The following is a 19,366-nucleotide window of genomic DNA, read 5'->3' as shown; positions in this document are numbered from 1 at the left end:
TATGGTAATGTAAACAGCTTGGATTTGATAAAGCACATCTGATTAAAAAAACCGAAACGATATTCGGTAATTAAAGACAGGACAAAAAATGCAAAGTAGTAAAAAAAATCAACTCAGAAAGGGACTGAGTGTCAGGCACATTCGCTTTATGGCCTTAGGGTCAGCGATTGGTACAGGCCTCTTTTATGGCTCCGCTTCAGCCATACAAGCAGCCGGCCCCGCAGTACTCATCGCCTATATGATAGGGGGCGCTGCCGTTTTTATGGTTATGCGTGCTTTAGGTGAAATGGCGGTTCATAACCCAGTTCCAGGGGCATTTTCTCACTATGCCAGCCACTATATGGGGCCATTAGCAGGCTTTCTAACCGGATGGAACTATGTTTTCGAAATGCTGGTTGTCTGCCTTGCAGATATCACCGCCTTCGGGATGTATATGGGCTTTTGGTTCCCTCATGTTGATCAATGGGTATGGGTACTCAGCATCGTTTTATTTATCGGTGCGCTGAATTTATGTCACGTTAAAATATTTGGTGAGCTTGAATTCTGGTTATCGATAGTCAAAGTGACCGCGATTATTGCCATGATTATCGGTGGTGCCTTCTTAATGTTCTACGGTTTTGGTAAAGAGACAGACCACGCTGTCGGCTTGCAAAACCTATGGGAACATGGTGGTTTTATGCCGCATGGCATTACTGGCGTTATTGCCTCTCTCGCCATTGTTATGTTTGCATTTGGTGGGATTGAAGTGATTGGTATCACCGCAAGCGAAGCTCAAAACCCAGAGAAAACCATCCCTAAAGCAATTAATGCCGTGCCTATTAGGATCTTGCTATTCTATGGTTTAACACTCTTTATCTTAATGTGTATCTATCCATGGAACCAAATTGGGCAAAACGGTAGCCCATTCGTGCAAATTTTTTCTAGTCTGAATATTTCTTCTGCCGCAAACATTCTAAACATCGTTGTTATCACCGCCGCCATTTCGGCCATTAACAGTGATATTTTTGGCGCTGGTCGAATGATGTACGGCATGGCTCAAGATAAACAAGCACCTAGCGCTTTCACTAAGTTGACACGCAATGGTGTGCCATGGGTAACCGTCTTGGTGATGTCAGCCGTTATGCTGCTTGGCGTATACTTAAATTACCTTTTACCTGAGCGAATTTTCGTGATTATTGCTTCAATTGCAACGTTTGCCACTGTTTGGGTATGGTTAATGATCTTGCTTTCGCAGGTTGCTATGCGCCGTAAAATGAGCCAAGAAGAGGTTAAGCAGCTCAAGTTCCCTGTACCATTTTGGCCGGTCGGCCCTATGGTGACGATTGCCTTTATGGTATTTGTTATCGCATTACTTGGGTTCTTTGAAAACACACGAGTGGCTTTAATCGTCGGTTGTGTTTGGGTTGTGATACTTACTGTTGCCTACTTTATAATGCGCGATTACCAAAAAAATAATTAAAATAATCCTATCTGCAAAACACAACATAACGCCCCATCATTGATGGGGCGTTTTATCATTAACTTTCTAATTCAAGAGCCTGCTCAAGGTCGGCAATCAAATCATTTACATCCTCTAGTCCAATCGATAATCTCAGTAATCCATCACTTATCCCATAATATTGTCGTTCTTCTGGTGTATAAGTTGAATGTGTCATACTTGCAGGGTGTTGTGCTAAGGATTCACAATCCCCCAAGCTCACTGCTCGTGAAAATAGCGTTAAACGATTTAAAAAGCGTTTACCTGATTCCATACCGCCTTTAATTTCACAGGCAATCATGCCGCCAGGTAATTTCATTTGTTTTTTGGCTAGCTCATATTGTTTAAAGCTCGGCAAGCCTGGATAAATGACAAATGCAATTTTAGGATGAGAAGAGAGATATTGTGCTATCTGTTGAGCGCTCTTCACAATACGCTCCATACGAACAGAGAGCGTTTTCATTCCTCGCATAATCAAACTCGCATCATGAGGTGATAAACACGCTCCCGTCATATCTTTTAACCCAACTAGCCGGATCTGCTTCGCTATTTCCTTTGTTGTTATGGCTGCGCCTGCAATAACATCACCATGACCACTCATATACTTGGTTAATGAATGGATCACAATATCAACGCCTAATGTGATTGGCTTTTGTAGATAAGGAGTACAATAGGTGTTATCAACAACGACAATAATATTATGCTCCTTAGCAATATTCGTTACCGCTTGTATATCCACCAAGCGCATATCAGGATTAGCTGGGGATTCAAAAAAAATCATTTTCGTCTTTTTGCTGATCGCTTGAGCTACATTTTTAGGGTCACTCATATCAATGTGGCGTACCTGAATACCGAATCGCTCGAGTCCATTATGAAAAAAGGAATAAGTACACCCATAAACCGTCATATCAACTAATAGCTCATCACCTGGGTTCATTAGAGACCAAAAAGTCGATGTAATGGCTCCCATTCCTGACGAAAATACAATCGCTGCTTCACCTTCTTCTAAATCAGCGAGCCTTTTTTCTAACAAATCTAGCGTAGGATTATTAATTCTTGTGTAAATATACCCTTCTTTCTCACCACTGAAACAGGCGGCTCCCTCTTCCGCACTGCTAAATGAATAAGTTGAGGTTTGATATATAGGCGGAACCAACGCCCCTTTGTTTTCACGCTGATCATAAAAACTGTGTATTATTCGAGTATCAAAAGCATTCCTCTGATTTAAGCTCATACCACTCTCCTAAAAAATTACTTCTCATTGGATTGAGGTATCCTAGAACCCATAATCTGCAACGTTCTTAATAGGATACTAATCCCCCGTAAAGTATTTGGATCTTTTAACAAGCTATAAACTGAACGAAAATTATGCGTTTTATCATCATATATCGCCTCCATCTTAGCCATGTTATATGCCGTTCCTAGCTCCCAAACTGGCGTTAACGTGTCTTCGAATGAATTGGATAATTTTTCAACCGTACCTAAATCAAGAATATCAACAAGGTCAGAAACTAAAGAAAGTAGATCAACGATATTATCTAAGCGTTTTAAATGCAGCAGTGGTGATATTTTCTCGGCGAAATGATCTACAGACTCTGAATTAAGTAGCTCAATAAGTTTGGAGTGCGTATTTTCATTTGACATGATAATTACCCTCTTACACTAAACCACGGATAGCAGCCCAATAAAGACCTCTATTGAAACTATTTCTGAGTAGTCCTCCCACCTTAGTTGCAGGTATTGGGATAACATCATGTTTATAGTCATACTGTAATGGCATACCTGCATTTAATCCCATTTGAGCAACGGCTTGTACACGCCCATCATAAATAGCCGCAGGATAACCATAAGTTAATTCACCAAAAATATTATCAGCAATAATCCCAGCTTGGTTATGACAGCTCCCTCCTGCTTTACTGATAGGCAAATCAACGGTATCACCGATTACATACACTCCATCTGTGCCGTAGACTTGCATGGTTTCATGATCTGTTGGGAGCCAGCCTTCACCATTATTGTGCTCACTTAAGCCTGTATTAATCACAGCTTCAACAGCTGTAATTGGCGGAGTGCTAATTAAAATATCAAAAGGCTGCTCATCACCTTCTTGTGAATAAGCGACTTTCTTGTCTGGATCTACTTTACTTAATGTAAAACCTCGTTGAGCTTTAATATTTTTTATATTAAAAATCTCAGGGATAGCTTCACAAACAGGTTGTTGAAGGAAAAGGCAATTACGTAATAATTGAGAGACTGTCGGGTAGGTGTATACAATTTCAATATTGTCTCTTACACGACGTTTACGTAAAAATTCATCTAACATCAATGTCGTTTCCATTGGTGCGATACCACATTGATGAGGAACATTTGGCGTTTCAGGAAATGATACGGTGATAAAGATCCTACCTTTTTCAATTTTTGATAATTGATCTGCTAACTTTCTTGCTGGCTCATAAGAATAGAAGTGGTTACCTATTTCTTTTAACCCTTCTATTCTATCTGGCCTAGGAACACATCCTGTCGCGATAACTAAGTAATCATAATTTAAAGTCTTACCGCTATTTGACTTTAGTTCTTTATTTTTAAAGTCAAAGGACTCAATTTTATCAATCACTAAATTAATTTCGGGCCGTAATAACGATCGTTCATGGCGACTTAACTCCTCTTTAAAGAATAAGTTAAATGCAACATACATAAAAGCTGGTTTATAATAATGAGTAGGGTTATCAGTCACTAATGTTATTTTTATTTTTTTAGAAAAAATATCCTTATTAAGTTTCCTTGCAAGGATATTCGCTAACATTGTACCACCTGTACCACCACCGACTATGACGATATGCTTCATACTTTAACCCACCTATTATTTAAGTTGTGTTAAATCGTTATCATATAGATATATAAATATAGTTTAATTTAATTAATTCGCCATACATTTAATTAATAATTAATATTCATCCACCAAATAAAACTAATTACATTCAGTGAATTATCATTAAATAAAAATAAGCAAGATTATAGTTATCTTTATTTTTAATTACCGAATGAAAATAATAACATTCATTTTAAGACTAACTTATTTATACAGTCTAATAATAAATATTTGTTTTTAGCCAAATAAACATTATCTGCAACTGACATATCGATAATGTTTATCGTAAGAGCAGAATAACTATAAATGGCTTTTTAAGTATGAAATTACTAATAGGTAGGTACTCAAATAATTTTTATACTAAGTCAAACTGAGTAATAATTGGGTTATGATCTGATGCATCTGTGTTTGTGACATAACAATCTTTCACTTTTAAGCCTCTATAAAAGAGATAATCTAGAGGCCGTCCAAACGCTTTAGTGCGCTGATCAGTATCATAGTTAACCTCTTTAAGCCCCACGCTTCTAACAAAGCGTTTTAAGGCGTTAACCCTTTGGCGGCTCCACGCATTAAAATCTCCAGCCAAAAGTACAGGGCCAACGTGTTTCGATATATGCTCACCTAATTTACTTAATTGCCTTGTATAAACATCAACACCAAAACTAAAGTTTATGGCATGCACATTTGCAACCATCAAATGCTCCCCATTAGGCAAGGGATAAACTGTTATCAATGCCGATTTTGCTAAACGCAATAACGGCTCTTTTTCGCGTAGCGGGCAACAGTAGATAGGATGAGCAGTTGCTAATGTCATTACGCCAGCAGGATGCTGAGAAAAAGGCAACGCGGGCACTTGATCTGCTATCAGTTTGTGGGAGGCTACGAATGAAATAAGCTCAGGCGACATTTGAGCTTCTTGAAGTAGAATCAGTTTTTTATCTTTAACTAACTCATTAAGGATCTTTTTCCAGTTAGGTCGCTGTTGTTTATAAATATTCCATGTCACAACATCTAAGGTTTCTCCCGCCGCAAATAGGGGAAGCCCCACGGGTAATGATTCTCCTAACATATGTACAGGCATTGGCTGAATACGTTTAGCGGGTTGACCTGCAATATATCTGACAGAATAGGTTCTTTTCGCCACGTTTCTGATCCCTACAAAATTAGAAGTTAAAAGCATTTTAGCAATTTTATAAACCATATGGCTTGTAGTATATCAAACCTACCCTGTTATATCTTATGTAGTTAAGGCTAAACTCCACTGATAATTATCTGTTCATTAACCATTTCTGAATTATTCATAGCATTTTGCAAGCATCAAACACATGGTTTGCGCTAAGCAAGTTCATAATCTATTGAAGAAATGTAGTATGCAGGAAGAGGTTAAAGCACAGATAAAAAAAGCCCCGTGAGTTATCTCACGGGGCTTGATAAGTGGCGGAACGGACGGGACTCGAACCCGCGACCCCCTGCGTGACAGGCAGGTATTCTAACCAACTGAACTACCGCTCCACTTATTCTTCGCCTTTCGGCTGCTTACCGCTCTGCGATAAGTCTTCAATTTGATGTCTGGCAGTTCCCTACTCTCACATGGGGAGACCCCACACTACCATCGGCGCTACGGCGTTTCACTGCTGAGTTCGGCATGGGGTCAGGTGGGACCACCGCGCTATTGCCGCCAGACAAATTCGGTTTCGTTCTCGTTCGCGTCGACACCGCAAACCAGAACTGCAATCTTGAACAAGCTGATTTCTCGCACCACTCTATCTCGTGCACTTCAACAATCGTCTCTCTAAAACACCTTCGGTGTTGTCAGGTTAAGCCTCACGGTTCATTAGTACTGGTTAGCTCAACGTATCGCTACGCTTACACACCCAGCCTATCAACGTCTTCGTCTTAAACGTTCCTTTAGGACCCTTAAAGAGTCAGGGAAGACTCATCTCAAGGCAAGTTTCCCGCTTAGATGCTTTCAGCGGTTATCTCTTCCGCACTTAGCTACCGGGCAGTGCCATTGGCATGACAACCCGAACACCAGCGGTGCGTCCACTCCGGTCCTCTCGTACTAGGAGCAGCCCCTTTCAATCTTCCAACGCCCACGGCAGATAGGGACCGAACTGTCTCACGACGTTCTAAACCCAGCTCGCGTACCACTTTAAATGGCGAACAGCCATACCCTTGGGACCTACTTCAGCCCCAGGATGTGATGAGCCGACATCGAGGTGCCAAACACCGCCGTCGATATGAACTCTTGGGCGGTATCAGCCTGTTATCCCCGGAGTACCTTTTATCCGTTGAGCGATGGCCCTTCCATTCAGAACCACCGGATCACTAAGACCTACTTTCGTACCTGCTCGAGCCGTCACTCTCGCAGTCAAGCTGGCTTATGCCTTTGCACTAACCGCATGATGTCCGACCATGCTTAGCCAACCTTCGTGCTCCTCCGTTACGCTTTGGGAGGAGACCGCCCCAGTCAAACTACCCACCAGACACTGTCCGCACCCCAGATTATGGGGCTACGTTAGAACATCAAACATTAAAGGGTGGTATTTCAAGGTTGGCTCCATGCAGACTGGCGTCCACACTTCAAAGCCTCCCACCTATCCTACACATCAAGGCTCAATGTTCAGTGTCAAGCTATAGTAAAGGTTCACGGGGTCTTTCCGTCTTGCCGCGGGTACACTGCATCTTCACAGCGAGTTCAATTTCACTGAGTCTCGGGTGGAGACAGCCTGGCCATCATTACGCCATTCGTGCAGGTCGGAACTTACCCGACAAGGAATTTCGCTACCTTAGGACCGTTATAGTTACGGCCGCCGTTTACTGGGGCTTCGATCAAGAGCTTCTCCTTACGGATAACCCCATCAATTAACCTTCCAGCACCGGGCAGGCGTCACACCGTATACGTCCACTTTCGTGTTTGCACAGTGCTGTGTTTTTAATAAACAGTTGCAGCCAGCTGGTATCTGCGACTGGCTTCAGCTCCATGGGTAAACCACTTCACCTAATGCCAGCGTGCCTTCTCCCGAAGTTACGGCACCATTTTGCCTAGTTCCTTCACCCGAGTTCTCTCAAGCGCCTGAGTATTCTCTACCTGACCACCTGTGTCGGTTTGGGGTACGATTAATGATAATCTAGAGCTTAGAGGCTTTTCCTGGAAGCGGGGCATGAGCTACTTCGCCACCGTAGTGACTCGTCATCAGACCTCAGTGTATAGCGAACCGGATTTGCCTAATTCACCCACCTACATCCTTAAACCGGGACAACCGTCGCCCGGCCAGCCTAGCCTTCTCCGTCCCCCCATCGCAATTATCACCAGTACAGGAATATTAACCTGTTTCCCATCGACTACGCATTTCTGCCTCGCCTTAGGGGTCGACTCACCCTGCCCCGATTAACGTTGGACAGGAACCCTTGGTCTTCCGGCGTGCGGGTTTTTCACCCGCATTATCGTTACTTATGTCAGCATTCGCACTTCTGATACCTCCAGCATGCCTCGCAGCACACCTTCACAGGCTTACAGAACGCTCCCCTACCCAACAACATTTACATGTCGCTGCCGCAGCTTCGGTGCATGGTTTAGCCCCGTTACATCTTCCGCGCAGGCCGACTCGACCAGTGAGCTATTACGCTTTCTTTAAATGATGGCTGCTTCTAAGCCAACATCCTGGCTGTCTGAGCCTTCCCACTTCGTTTCCCACTTAACCATGACTTTGGGACCTTAGCTGGCGGTCTGGGTTGTTTCCCTCTTCACGACGAACGTTAGCACCCGCCGTGTGTCTCCCGTGATAACATTCTTCGGTATTCGTAGTTTGCATCGGGTTGGTAAGTCGGGATGACCCCCTAGCCGAAACAGTGCTCTACCCCCGAAGATGAGTTCACGAGGCGCTACCTAAATAGCTTTCGGGGAGAACCAGCTATCTCCCGGTTTGATTGGCCTTTCACCCCCAGCCACAAGTCATCCGCTAATTTTTCAACATTAGTCGGTTCGGTCCTCCAGTTAGTGTTACCCAACCTTCAACCTGCCCATGGCTAGATCACCGGGTTTCGGGTCTATACCCTGCAACTCATTCGCCCAGTTAAGACTCGGTTTCCCTACGGCTCCCCTATTCGGTTAACCTTGCTACAGAATATAAGTCGCTGACCCATTATACAAAAGGTACGCAGTCACCCCACCACTAAGCCCCCTTTGCTTGATTTTTTGGGTTGGGCGTCACAAAGGACGTTCCGCCAACCGCCATCAAGTAAGGATGACGCTGTGATGACTCACCACTGGCTTAGTGGTGGGGCTCCCACTGCTTGTACGTACACGGTTTCAGGTTCTATTTCACTCCCCTCGCCGGGGTTCTTTTCGCCTTTCCCTCACGGTACTGGTTCACTATCGGTCAATCAGGAGTATTTAGCCTTGGAGGATGGTCCCCCCATATTCAGACAGGATAACACGTGTCCCGCCCTACTCGTCGAGTTCACAACACCAACACCTTCGGATACGGGGCTATCACCCTTTATTGCCGGCCTTTCCAGACCGTTCTCCTGATGCTGATGCTGATTAAGACTCTGGGCTGCTCCCCGTTCGCTCGCCGCTACTAGGGGAATCTCGGTTGATTTCTTTTCCTCGGGGTACTGAGATGTTTCAGTTCCCCCGGTTCGCCTCGTTTGACTATGGATTCATCAAACGATAGTGCAACGAATTGCACTGGGTTTCCCCATTCGGACATCGTCGGTTATAACGGTTCATATCACCTTACCGACGCTTTTCGCAGATTAGCACGTCCTTCATCGCCTCTGATTGCCTAGGCATCCACCGTGTACGCTTAGTCGCTTAACCTCACAACCCGAAATTGTTTCAACGATCACCTGACTGTCATGGCTGTGCGTGGTGAACTTCTGCGTTGGGCAGTGCTCGCAATGCTCACGTACTCCTGTACGCTGCGCTTGCTGCGCGCTGTCCGCCTTGAATTTCACCCTGCTCGCTCATGCCACTCGTTTGAATGACCGAAAATTTCAGGTTTGAAATTTTGAGAGACTCTCACATTGTTTAAGCGATAAACAATGTGCGTTGTTTCAATTTTCAGCTTGTTCCAGATTGTTAAAGAGCATAATTGTTAAGCTAACTCACTGAATTAGCTTAATCATTATTACTAGCACTTTCGAGAAAGTGCGAGCTAAGACATTTCAAGGCGTAGGCGCGCAGCGAGCGGAATGTACACCAGGTACATGAGCATCGCGAGCACCGCACAACGCAGAAAGGTCGACGCGCAGCCTTTCGATTGTACACCAAAGATTGGCGTCCCCTAGGGGATTCGAACCCCTGTTACCGCCGTGAAAGGGCGGTGTCCTAGGCCTCTAGACGAAGGGGACAACAAGGTCTTCAGTCAATCTTCGATTGGCTTTGCTCTACTTTTCATCAGACAATCTGTGTGAACACTTCACAAAACACTTCAACGGTAAGGAGGTGATCCAACCGCAGGTTCCCCTACGGTTACCTTGTTACGACTTCACCCCAGTCATGGATCACAAAGTGGTAAGCGCCCTCCCGAAGGTTAAGCTACCTACTTCTTTTGCAACCCACTCCCATGGTGTGACGGGCGGTGTGTACAAGGCCCGGGAACGTATTCACCGTAGCATTCTGATCTACGATTACTAGCGATTCCGACTTCATGGAGTCGAGTTGCAGACTCCAATCCGGACTACGACGTACTTTATGAGTTCCGCTTGCTCTCGCGAGGTCGCTTCTCTTTGTATACGCCATTGTAGCACGTGTGTAGCCCTACTCGTAAGGGCCATGATGACTTGACGTCATCCCCACCTTCCTCCGGTTTATCACCGGCAGTCTCCTTTGAGTTCCCGACCGAATCGCTGGCAACAAAGGATAAGGGTTGCGCTCGTTGCGGGACTTAACCCAACATTTCACAACACGAGCTGACGACAGCCATGCAGCACCTGTCTCAGAGTTCCCGAAGGCACTTAAGCATCTCTGCTAAATTCTCTGGATGTCAAGAGTAGGTAAGGTTCTTCGCGTTGCATCGAATTAAACCACATGCTCCACCGCTTGTGCGGGCCCCCGTCAATTCATTTGAGTTTTAACCTTGCGGCCGTACTCCCCAGGCGGTCGATTTAACGCGTTAGCTCCGGAAGCCACTCCTCTAGGGAACAACCTCCAAATCGACATCGTTTACAGCGTGGACTACCAGGGTATCTAATCCTGTTTGCTCCCCACGCTTTCGCACCTGAGCGTCAGTCTTTGTCCAGGGGGCCGCCTTCGCCACCGGTATTCCTCCACATCTCTACGCATTTCACCGCTACACATGGAATTCTACCCCCCTCTACAAGACTCTAGCTAACCAGTCTTAGATGCCATTCCCAGGTTAAGCCCGGGGATTTCACATCTAACTTAATTAACCGCCTGCGTGCGCTTTACGCCCAGTAATTCCGATTAACGCTTGCACCCTCCGTATTACCGCGGCTGCTGGCACGGAGTTAGCCGGTGCTTCTTCTGTCGGTAACGTCAATCGTTGATGGTATTAACATCAACGCCTTCCTCCCGACTGAAAGTACTTTACAACCCTAGGGCCTTCTTCATACACGCGGCATGGCTGCATCAGGCTTGCGCCCATTGTGCAATATTCCCCACTGCTGCCTCCCGTAGGAGTCTGGGCCGTGTCTCAGTCCCAGTGTGGCTGATCATCCTCTCAGACCAGCTAGGGATCGTCGCCTAGGTAAGCCATTACCTTACCTACTAGCTAATCCCATATGGGTTCATCCGACAGCGCAAGGCCCGAAGGTCCCCTGCTTTGCTCCTAAGAGATTATGCGGTATTAGCCACCGTTTCCAGTAGTTATCCCCCTCTATCGGGCAGATCCCCATACATTACTCACCCGTCCGCCGCTCGTCAGCGAGAAGCAAGCTTCCCCTGTTACCGCTCGACTTGCATGTGTTAGGCCTGCCGCCAGCGTTCAATCTGAGCCATGATCAAACTCTTCAATTAAAAGTGTTTGATGCTCAAAGAATTAAACTGACTACATTCTTTCATATATGAATTAACGTGTTAGTCACTCTTCAAGACTTTAAAATCAAATATTTTTTTGATAGTGTCCTGTGAGTGCCCACACAGATTGTCTGATAAATTGTTAAAGAGCGTTGCGACTTTATCTTTCGATATTAACCAGTTAGGTCGTTGTCGCGAGGTGGCGTATATTACGCTTTCCTCATCGAGAGTCAAGCTTTTTTTTCGCTTATTCTTTTCAGAATCTCTCGCCTGCCTTCGTTAGCCTGTTGGGCTTGCCATCACATTCAGTGTCGGCTCATCGTCGGTCAGTGGAGGCGCATTATAGGGAGTCAGAAAATTCTGGCAAGTGTTTTTTTGAAAAAAAATGACAACCGACTACTTTTTAAACTTTACGCCGGTTTTTACAGCAAAATCGCCTTTTTATGCCTATCAAAAGTAAAAAGGCGATCTGATGATCGCCTTTCTATTTACTAATTGAAATGTTGAGTTTTACTGTTTAGCCACTATCTCATCATTTTCAACATCCAGAACGACTGGTTTACCTGGAATTAATTTGCCTGACAATATTTCTTGTGCCAGTGGGTTTTCAATCTCTTGTTGGATTGCTCGTTTCAATGGACGAGCACCAAAGATTGGGTCAAACCCTGCTTCTCCAATTTTCTCCAACGCAGCGGGTGTTGCACTCACTTCATAACCATGCTCTTCAAGGCGTTTATATAGACGACCAAGCTGAATGTTCGCGATATTAGTAATGTGCTCTTTACCTAATGGATGGAACACAACGACTTCATCGATACGGTTAATAAACTCAGGTCTGAAACTATGAGAAACCACTTCCATGACCATATCTTTCATTTCTGAATAGCCTATTGTACCAAAACGCTCTTGGATCAAATCAGAACCTAGGTTCGACGTCATGATAATCACCGTATTACGGAAATCGACAGTACGACCTTGCCCATCTGTTAAACGTCCATCATCCAACACTTGCAATAAAATGTTAAAGACATCTGGATGCGCTTTTTCAACTTCATCCAATAAGATCACAGAATAAGGGCGACGACGGACAGCTTCTGTTAGATAGCCCCCTTCTTCATAACCAACATAGCCTGGAGGAGCCCCCACTAAGCGGGAAACGGCATGTTTCTCCATAAATTCTGACATGTCGATACGCACCATCGCATCATCACTATCAAACATAAAGTTTGCCAGTGCTTTACATAACTCAGTCTTACCGACCCCTGTTGGCCCTAGGAACATAAATGAGCCAATTGGGCGATTAGGATCTGATAGACCCGCGCGGCTACGGCGGATTGCATTTGAAACAGCAACAACCGCTTCATCTTGACCAATTACGCGTTGATGTAATTGCTGCTCCATACGCAGTAATTTTTCTCTTTCGCTTTCCAACATACGAGAAACAGGTATGCCAGTCCAACGAGCAAGAATTTCAGCGATCTCAACATCAGTGACTTTATTTCGCAGAAGCTTCATATTTTTGCCTTCTGCTTTTGTCGCTGCTTCTAGCTGTTTTTCCAACTCAGGAATACGGCCATATTGCAGCTCTGACATTTTAGCCAGATCACCACTACGACGTGCTTTTTCCATTTCGTAGCGTGCATTTTCCAACTCAGCTTTGATATGCTGAGTGCCTGTTAACGAGGCTTTTTCTGCTTTCCACTCTTCCTCTAATGAAGAATATTCACGCTCTTTTTCCGCCAATTCTTCTTCAAGCATATCAAGACGTTTTTTACTCGCATCATCAGACTCTTTTTTCAGAGCTTGTTGCTCTAATTTCAGTTGAATAATACGGCGCTCTAAACGGTCAAGGGATTCAGGTTTAGAATCCATTTGCATACGTAAACTTGCACCAGCCTCGTCAATTAAGTCGATAGCTTTATCTGGCAACATACGATCCGTAATGTAGCGATGCGATAATGTCGCCGCCGCTACGATAGCAGGGTCCGTAATTTGCACATGGTGGTGCAGCTCATAACGCTCTTTCAGACCACGTAAAATCGCGATCGTATCTTCGACGCTTGGCTCTGCCACATAAACTTTTTGGAACCGGCGCTCTAAAGCAGGGTCTTTTTCAATATATTGACGATATTCATCTAGAGTTGTCGCACCAACGCAATGCAATTCACCACGCGCTAATGCGGGTTTCAACATGTTACCGGCATCCATTGCGCCGTCGGCTTTACCTGCACCCACCATCGTATGCAACTCATCGATAAACAGGATCACATTACCTTCCTGTTTTGCGAGGTCGTTTAGTACGCCTTTTAAACGTTCTTCAAATTCGCCTCGGAACTTCGCCCCTGCAATTAATGCTCCCATATCAAGGGATAAGACACGTTTATTTTTTAGCCCTTCTGGCACTTCCCCATTAACAATACGTTGCGCTAACCCTTCGACGATGGCGGTTTTACCGACACCTGGCTCACCAATCAATACAGGGTTATTTTTTGTACGACGCTGCAAAACCTGAATTGTACGGCGAATCTCTTCATCACGCCCAATGACTGGGTCCAATTTGCCTTGCTCAGCACGCTCAGTCAGGTCAACAGTAAATTTCTTTAACGCTTGGCGCTGGTCTTCAGCACCTTGGTCATTCACTTTTTCTCCACCACGCATCTCGTCTATTGCCTTATTTAAATTTGCTTTATTCACACCGGCCGCTTTGAGCATGTCTGCAAGTGATGTATTAGCTTCTAAAGCAGCGAGAAGAAACAGTTCGGAGGAGATAAATTCATCTCCATTTTTTTGAGCGAGTTGATCACATAAATTTAAATGGCGGATCAAATCACTTGATGGTTGCACATCACCGGCAACCCCTTGCACTTGCGGTAAGCGTGCGAGTGCATCTTCAATTTTTTGTTGCAATTGCCCTGCATTAACACCAATTGTTGTCAACAAAGGACGAACAGAGCCACCTTCTTGATTAAACAGTGCACTTAATAAATGAATAGGTTCTATAAATTGGTTTTCGCGCCCAAGGGCTAATGACTGGGCGTCAGCGAGCGCTTGCTGGAATTTATTAGTTAAACGATCCAGACGCATAACACCTCCACTAAAAATGGGATTAAAATTGCTTCTGGTGAATAAATGAGGTCTATTTTTATTTATTCAAGTTTATAATTAAATTATTTTAGTGATATCAGTTAATTCAGAATAAATCACTAAGCACTAGTTATTTACCCATATCAATGAGGCCATGCGCCCCGTTTTACCCTCACGGCGATAGGAGTAAAATCTGTTTTTATCGCTCACGGTACAAAATGTACCGCCGTAAATTGATGAAACACCTGCTGCTTGCAGCTTTTTGCGTGCTAATAAATAGATATCTGCTAAATATTTTTCGCCGTGAACCGTAAACCCTGATGCGAGTTCACTCGATTGTTTGACGAATGCTGCTTTCACCTCGGCACCGACCTCGAATTTTTCAGGCCCGATGGCAGGCCCTAACCAAGCCATTATGTCTTTTTTATCACAATTAAATTGTGCTACCGTATTTTCAAGCACACCATCACACAACCCGCGCCAACCCGCATGAGCCGCCGCGACTTCACGACCATCTTTGCTACAAAAAAGAACAGGCAAACAATCAGCGGTCATGATAGCGCACACCTGCCCTACCTGTTGAGTATAGACAGCATCCGCCTGTTTGTTGTCAATGGCAGCACCAGTTAAGCACAATACTTTTGTGCCATGGACTTGTTCAAGCCACAACGGTTGTTGTGGCAAGCCCGCCAAGGTCTGTAAGAGATGACGATTTTCACTGACAGCCGAGGGATCATCACCTACATGCCCCCCTAAATTGAGGCTATCAAATGGCGACAAACTGACCCCACCAATACGTGTGGTGCTACAGCATGATACATTCTTAGGCTTAGGCCAGTCAGGAAAAATCAATGAGCTCATTACCAATCCATATCGTCTTTATGCAGTTGATAGTCTGCCTTTAAGGCTTCAATAAGTTCAACCATATCATCCGGTAGTGGTGCATGCCACTCCATTTGAATCCCTGAAATAGGATGATACAGTCGCAACATCGTTGCATGCAGTGCTTGGCGATCAAATTTACGCATGACTTCAAAAAATTCTTCACTTGCCCCTTTTAATGGACGAGGACGTCCGCCATACAGTGGATCACCAATCAAAGGATGGTTAATGTGGGCCATGTGCACACGAATTTGGTGTGTCCTTCCCGTTTCCAAACGTAAACGCAAGCGAGTATGAGCTCTAAAATGCTCCATCACGCGATAATGTGTTATCGCAGGTTTCCCCATTGGGTGAACAGCCATATGAGTACGTTTTGTCGGATGCCTTGAAATGGGTTCTTCGACCATACCACCCGCAGTCATTCGCCCTACAGCAACTGCTTCATATTCACGGGTGATTTCGCGTAATTGCAATGATTCTACAAGGCGTGTTTGAGCGGGTACGGTTTTCGCAACCACCATTAATCCCGTCGTGTCTTTATCTAGACGGTGGACAATACCAGCTCGTGGTACATCAACAATTTCAGGATAGCGGTGCAATAGTGCATTCAATATAGTGCCATCTGGGTTCCCTGCACCTGGGTGAACAACTAGCCCACGAGGCTTATTAATAACGAGGATATCCTCATCTTCATACACAACATCAAGAGGAATATCTTGCGGCTCCCAACGATTGTCCTCTTCAATCAGTGCATCGACTAAAATTTGTTCGCCACCTAAAACTTTTTCCTTTGGCTTATTGATAACTTTTCCATTAACCTGCACTCTATCGTCTAAAATCCACTCTTTTATACGTGAACGTGAATAATCAGGGAACAATTCCGCTAAAGCCTGATCTAAACGTTGACCGAGCTGTGATTCAGCAACAGTTGCATTAAGTTGTACTTGTTGAGCCATAAATTAATCTACTTTTTTAGTGTTTGTATTTTGACGGCGATGCCGTTTTATTTAAAATATATGTTATTGTAACTCGAATTTTGCCGGGAGCCTTACGGATAGTCTCCCTCGAAACACTCAGAGGATAACCAACACGTGATGATACGTATCAAATATCTGGTGGCTGCTGCCACGTTGAGCCTGGTACTCACCGGATGCTCCAGCAATAATGAAGTCAGCCCTGATAGTACTCCGGCTGAAATGTACAGTATTGGCCAGCAAAAGTTGCAGGACGGCAACTATAAAGCGGCCATCAAGCAATTAGAAGCGTTAGATAACCGCTATCCATTTGGCCCTTACGCCCAACAGGTACAATTAGACCTGATTTATGCTTATTATAAATCAGCCGAGCTACCAATGGCGATAGCTGCGATTGACCGTTTTATGCGTTTAAACCCAACTCATCCAAATATCGACTATGTCCTTTATATGCGTGGGCTAACGGCAATGGCACTTGATGACAGCTTGTTACAAGGTTTCTTCGGCGTAGACCGTTCAGATAGAGACCCACAACATGCACGCGTCGCATTCAAAGACTTCAGCCAATTAGTGCGTTACTATCCTAACAGCCTCTATGCTAATGACGCCAGTAAGCGTCTTGTTTATTTAAAAGATCGTTTAGCAAGGTTTGACCTCTCTGTTGTTGAATACTACAACAAACGTGGCGCTTATGTCGCGGTTGTCAATCGAGTACAACAAATGCTAAGGGACTACCCAGATACTGAAGCTACCCGTAATGCATTAAAATACATGGAAATAGCTTATAAGCAGATGGGGTTAGATGAAGAAGCAAATAAAGTTGCTAACCTTATTGCAGCCAATCCAAATTAACAGAAAAATCAACATTGAAAACGGCAGCTTAGGCTGCTGTTTTTGTTTATCACATAAAAGTGAAACTGAGCATATAAAATAATCAAAGACAAAATCGGAAGGCAACTTTAATTGACGATAAATAATCTTTTTTAGGCCACTATTTTATTGTTTACTCTTTATCTGAATTTTAGCCCAAATAAAGTACCGACTATTTACCGTATTGATAGTCAACTTTTTCAGTTTCGCTCAAGAAACTCAACTTGGCAATCTCTTTCCCTCTCTTTTTTATCCTGAATCACAGTTCGGTTCGCGAAGGATTATCCTGTTCATTAAGCGTGATCTATATCAATTTTTTTAGATAAATAGTCAGTATTCTGAATACATCAAAGACGGAAACAATGAGAGGTAACTATATGATAGTAAACATAACTAGCAAACAAATGGATATTACCCCTGCTATCCGAGATCACATTGAGAGCCGTCTGACTAAACTCGACAAATGGCAAGTCGCTTTGATTAATACTCACGTTGTATTATCAAAAGAACCACAAGGTTTTATGGTTGATGCCAACATCAAAACTGCTACAGGAAAACTCGTTGCAAGCGCCAAACATGAAGATATGTATGTCGCCATCAATGAATTAATTAATAAACTCGAAAGACAACTGAACAAAGTGCAACATAAAGGAGAATCAAGAAGAGCCAGTAATAGTGTAAAAGAAGCTAACCTTGTTACGTTATAATTTTATATTGTCTACAAACTTATCTTGAAACCTTATCAACGCGCCTATCTTGGGCGCGTTTTTAATTTCCCCAATATCTTTTTTGTTGACATCTGCCCGTGTATCGGGTCTATTTAAGAAATGGTCAATAATAGGTAAATAATGATGCACATGAATTTTGTTTTCTTTTCTTTCTTTAGCCACTCCTACTAAGGGGCTTTTGTCGTTCGAGAAAGAAAAGATGACAAGATTTGAAAGCCCCCTGCTAGGGGGCTTTTTTTATTTACTGATATTTTATGGGGAAGGTAGGATGGACAACAGTACTAATTTACTGAAGATACGTGAAAAAATCAGCCAATTAGACAGTGAACTTCTCGGCCTACTGGCTAAGAGACGCGGGTATGCCGTTGAAGTAGCTCAAACAAAATTAGAAGATAACCGTCCAATTCGAGACAAAGAGCGTGAACGCCAATTACTGGATGTTTTGATCAATAAAGCCAAGCCATTAGGGTTAGATGGTTTTTATGTTACACGACTGTTTCAAATGATCATTGAAGATTCCGTTCTTACTCAACAAGCCATCTTACAGCAACATTTAAACTTAACACCAAATGACTCCGCCCGTTTTGCCTTCCTAGGCCCTAAAGGCTCCTATTCACATATTGCTGCTCGCCAATACTCTGCCCGACATTTTGACCAATTAGTTGAATGTAGCTGCCATAAATTCCAAGATATCTTCTCACTCGTTGAAAGTGGTCAAGCCGACTATGGTATCCTACCTATTGAAAATACCAGCTCAGGCGCCATTAACGATGTTTATGACCTATTACAGAACACCACCCTTTCAATCGTAGGTGAAATTCGACTACCAATAAACCATTGCTTGCTCACAACCGCAGGGGCTGATCTTAGCAAAATAGAGACGGTTTACAGCCATCCACAACCATTCCAACAATGTAGCCAATATTTAGCCCAATTCCCGCATTGGAAAATTGAATATTGTGATAGCACATCAACCGCAATGCAGAATGTTGCTCAACAAAACTCGCCAAATGTTGCGGCACTAGGAAGTGAAGCAGGCGGCGCGCTATATGGCTTGCAAGTGCTAGAACATAATCTTGCCAACCAACAAATTAACATGACACGCTTTATCGTTGTTGCTCAGCAAGCGATTGAGGTCACTGAGCAAGTTCCTGCAAAAACCACATTACTCATTACAACTGGTCAACAGGCCGGTGCTCTTGTTGATGCTCTAATCATCTTAAAAAATAATAAGATCATCATGAGTAAACTGGAATCACGCCCTATTAATGGTAAGCCTTGGGAAGAGATGTTCTATGTTGATGTGCATGCCAATTTACGTTCTGAAAATATGCAGCAGGCACTAAAAGAGCTGATTGCAATAACCCGTTCTGTTAAGGTGTTAGGCTGCTATCCTTCTGAAAATATTGTCCCCGTTGAACCAGAAAAAATTACGCCTTAATCTATTTTATCTATGCTGATACGTTAATAGTAAGCCAGTCATTCACATGACTGGCT

At 43.9% G+C, this 19,366-nt stretch carries 11 protein-coding genes, 2 tRNA genes, 3 rRNA genes and 1 other annotated feature; of the genes, 4 read left to right on the top strand and 12 right to left on the bottom strand.

Annotated elements, in window-relative coordinates:
• Positions 1 to 88: 88 nt before the first annotated feature.
• Positions 89 to 1,459, top strand: a complete 1,371-nt coding sequence (locus tag I3B46_RS04740; RefSeq protein ID WP_104872924.1) for an amino acid permease — start codon at positions 89 to 91, stop codon at positions 1,457 to 1,459.
• Between the two features lie 58 nt (positions 1,460 to 1,517).
• Here the strand turns inward: I3B46_RS04740 and I3B46_RS04735 are convergent, their stop codons facing one another.
• The 12 genes from I3B46_RS04735 to rluD form a co-directional block, all read right to left on the bottom strand.
• The gene (locus I3B46_RS04735) at positions 1,518 to 2,711 is read right to left on the bottom strand and encodes a methionine gamma-lyase (RefSeq protein WP_004922949.1); all 1,194 of its coding nucleotides are present in this window, start codon (positions 2,709 to 2,711) and stop codon (positions 1,518 to 1,520) included.
• A 17-nt stretch (positions 2,712 to 2,728) separates the two neighbouring features.
• Positions 2,729 to 3,121: a hypothetical protein gene (locus I3B46_RS04730; protein ID WP_014656645.1), complete on the bottom strand. Its 393-nt coding sequence runs from the start codon at positions 3,119 to 3,121 to the stop codon at positions 2,729 to 2,731.
• 13 nt (positions 3,122 to 3,134) lie between these two features.
• Complete coding sequence (locus I3B46_RS04725; RefSeq protein WP_004916265.1) at positions 3,135 to 4,322, bottom strand: NAD(P)/FAD-dependent oxidoreductase; 1,188 nt, start codon at positions 4,320 to 4,322, stop codon at positions 3,135 to 3,137.
• Between the two features lie 379 nt (positions 4,323 to 4,701).
• The gene (locus I3B46_RS04720) at positions 4,702 to 5,490 is read right to left on the bottom strand and encodes an endonuclease/exonuclease/phosphatase family protein (protein WP_196993149.1); all 789 of its coding nucleotides are present in this window, start codon (positions 5,488 to 5,490) and stop codon (positions 4,702 to 4,704) included.
• Positions 5,491 to 5,781: 291 nt separating this feature from the next.
• Positions 5,782 to 5,858, bottom strand: a tRNA-Asp gene (locus tag I3B46_RS04715).
• A 55-nt stretch (positions 5,859 to 5,913) separates the two neighbouring features.
• Positions 5,914 to 6,029 (bottom strand): 5S ribosomal RNA (gene rrf, locus I3B46_RS04710).
• Between the two features lie 130 nt (positions 6,030 to 6,159).
• A 23S ribosomal RNA gene (locus I3B46_RS04705) occupies positions 6,160 to 9,171 on the bottom strand.
• 457 nt (positions 9,172 to 9,628) lie between these two features.
• Positions 9,629 to 9,704, bottom strand: a tRNA-Glu gene (locus I3B46_RS04700).
• A gap of 87 nt (positions 9,705 to 9,791) precedes the next feature.
• Positions 9,792 to 11,331, bottom strand: a 16S ribosomal RNA gene (locus tag I3B46_RS04695).
• The 16S, 23S and 5S rRNA genes sit together here with 2 tRNA genes alongside, the layout of an rRNA operon.
• 510 nt (positions 11,332 to 11,841) lie before the next feature.
• Positions 11,842 to 14,415, bottom strand: a complete 2,574-nt coding sequence (clpB, locus tag I3B46_RS04690) for an ATP-dependent chaperone ClpB (RefSeq protein ID WP_004924878.1) — start codon at positions 14,413 to 14,415, stop codon at positions 11,842 to 11,844.
• Positions 14,416 to 14,541: 126 nt separating this feature from the next.
• A complete protein-coding gene (gene yfiH / locus I3B46_RS04685) occupies positions 14,542 to 15,276 on the bottom strand; it encodes a purine nucleoside phosphorylase YfiH (RefSeq protein ID WP_088499061.1) in 735 nt (244 codons plus the stop codon).
• Positions 15,276 to 16,253, bottom strand: a complete 978-nt coding sequence (gene rluD / locus I3B46_RS04680) for a 23S rRNA pseudouridine(1911/1915/1917) synthase RluD (protein WP_004924880.1) — start codon at positions 16,251 to 16,253, stop codon at positions 15,276 to 15,278. Before rluD ends, yfiH begins: the two co-directional genes overlap by 1 nt.
• Before the next feature lie 138 nt (positions 16,254 to 16,391).
• Here rluD and bamD point away from each other — a divergent pair, with 138 nt between their 5' ends.
• The 3 genes from bamD (at position 16,392) to pheA (ending at position 19,310) form a co-directional block, all read left to right on the top strand.
• Entirely contained in the window at positions 16,392 to 17,123 is a 732-nt protein-coding gene (bamD, locus tag I3B46_RS04675; RefSeq protein WP_004924881.1) for an outer membrane protein assembly factor BamD, read from the top strand.
• Positions 17,124 to 17,518: 395 nt separating this feature from the next.
• Entirely contained in the window at positions 17,519 to 17,848 is a 330-nt protein-coding gene (gene raiA / locus I3B46_RS04670; protein ID WP_014656650.1) for a ribosome-associated translation inhibitor RaiA, read from the top strand.
• A gap of 140 nt (positions 17,849 to 17,988) precedes the next feature.
• Positions 17,989 to 18,110: a sequence feature (Phe leader region), on the top strand.
• A gap of 27 nt (positions 18,111 to 18,137) precedes the next feature.
• Complete coding sequence (gene pheA, locus I3B46_RS04665; protein ID WP_036941497.1) at positions 18,138 to 19,310, top strand: bifunctional chorismate mutase/prephenate dehydratase; 1,173 nt, start codon at positions 18,138 to 18,140, stop codon at positions 19,308 to 19,310.
• The last annotated feature ends 56 nt before the right edge of the window (positions 19,311 to 19,366 follow it).

This window comes from Providencia sp. 2.29 (assembly GCF_015832305.1).
GTDB classification, from domain to species: domain Bacteria; phylum Pseudomonadota; class Gammaproteobacteria; order Enterobacterales; family Enterobacteriaceae; genus Providencia; species Providencia stuartii.
This window is presented reverse-complemented; position numbering and strand designations above follow the sequence as displayed.

What these genes read in the sequence shown, in the direction of transcription:
- I3B46_RS04740 (WP_104872924.1), top strand. Translation starts at nt 89, where the DNA reads ATGCAAAGTAGTAAAAAAAATCAACTCAGAAAGGGACTGAGTGTCAGG.
- I3B46_RS04735 (WP_004922949.1), bottom strand. Translation starts at nt 2,711, where the DNA reads ATGAGCTTAAATCAGAGGAATGCTTTTGATACTCGAATAATACACAGT.
- I3B46_RS04730 (WP_014656645.1), bottom strand. Translation starts at nt 3,121, where the DNA reads ATGTCAAATGAAAATACGCACTCCAAACTTATTGAGCTACTTAATTCA.
- I3B46_RS04725 (WP_004916265.1), bottom strand. Translation starts at nt 4,322, where the DNA reads ATGAAGCATATCGTCATAGTCGGTGGTGGTACAGGTGGTACAATGTTA.
- clpB (WP_004924878.1), bottom strand. Translation starts at nt 14,415, where the DNA reads ATGCGTCTGGATCGTTTAACTAATAAATTCCAGCAAGCGCTCGCTGAC.
- yfiH (WP_088499061.1), bottom strand. Translation starts at nt 15,276, where the DNA reads ATGAGCTCATTGATTTTTCCTGACTGGCCTAAGCCTAAGAATGTATCA.
- rluD (WP_004924880.1), bottom strand. Translation starts at nt 16,253, where the DNA reads ATGGCTCAACAAGTACAACTTAATGCAACTGTTGCTGAATCACAGCTC.
- bamD (WP_004924881.1), top strand. Translation starts at nt 16,392, where the DNA reads ATGATACGTATCAAATATCTGGTGGCTGCTGCCACGTTGAGCCTGGTA.
- raiA (WP_014656650.1), top strand. Translation starts at nt 17,519, where the DNA reads ATGATAGTAAACATAACTAGCAAACAAATGGATATTACCCCTGCTATC.
- pheA (WP_036941497.1), top strand. Translation starts at nt 18,138, where the DNA reads ATGGACAACAGTACTAATTTACTGAAGATACGTGAAAAAATCAGCCAA.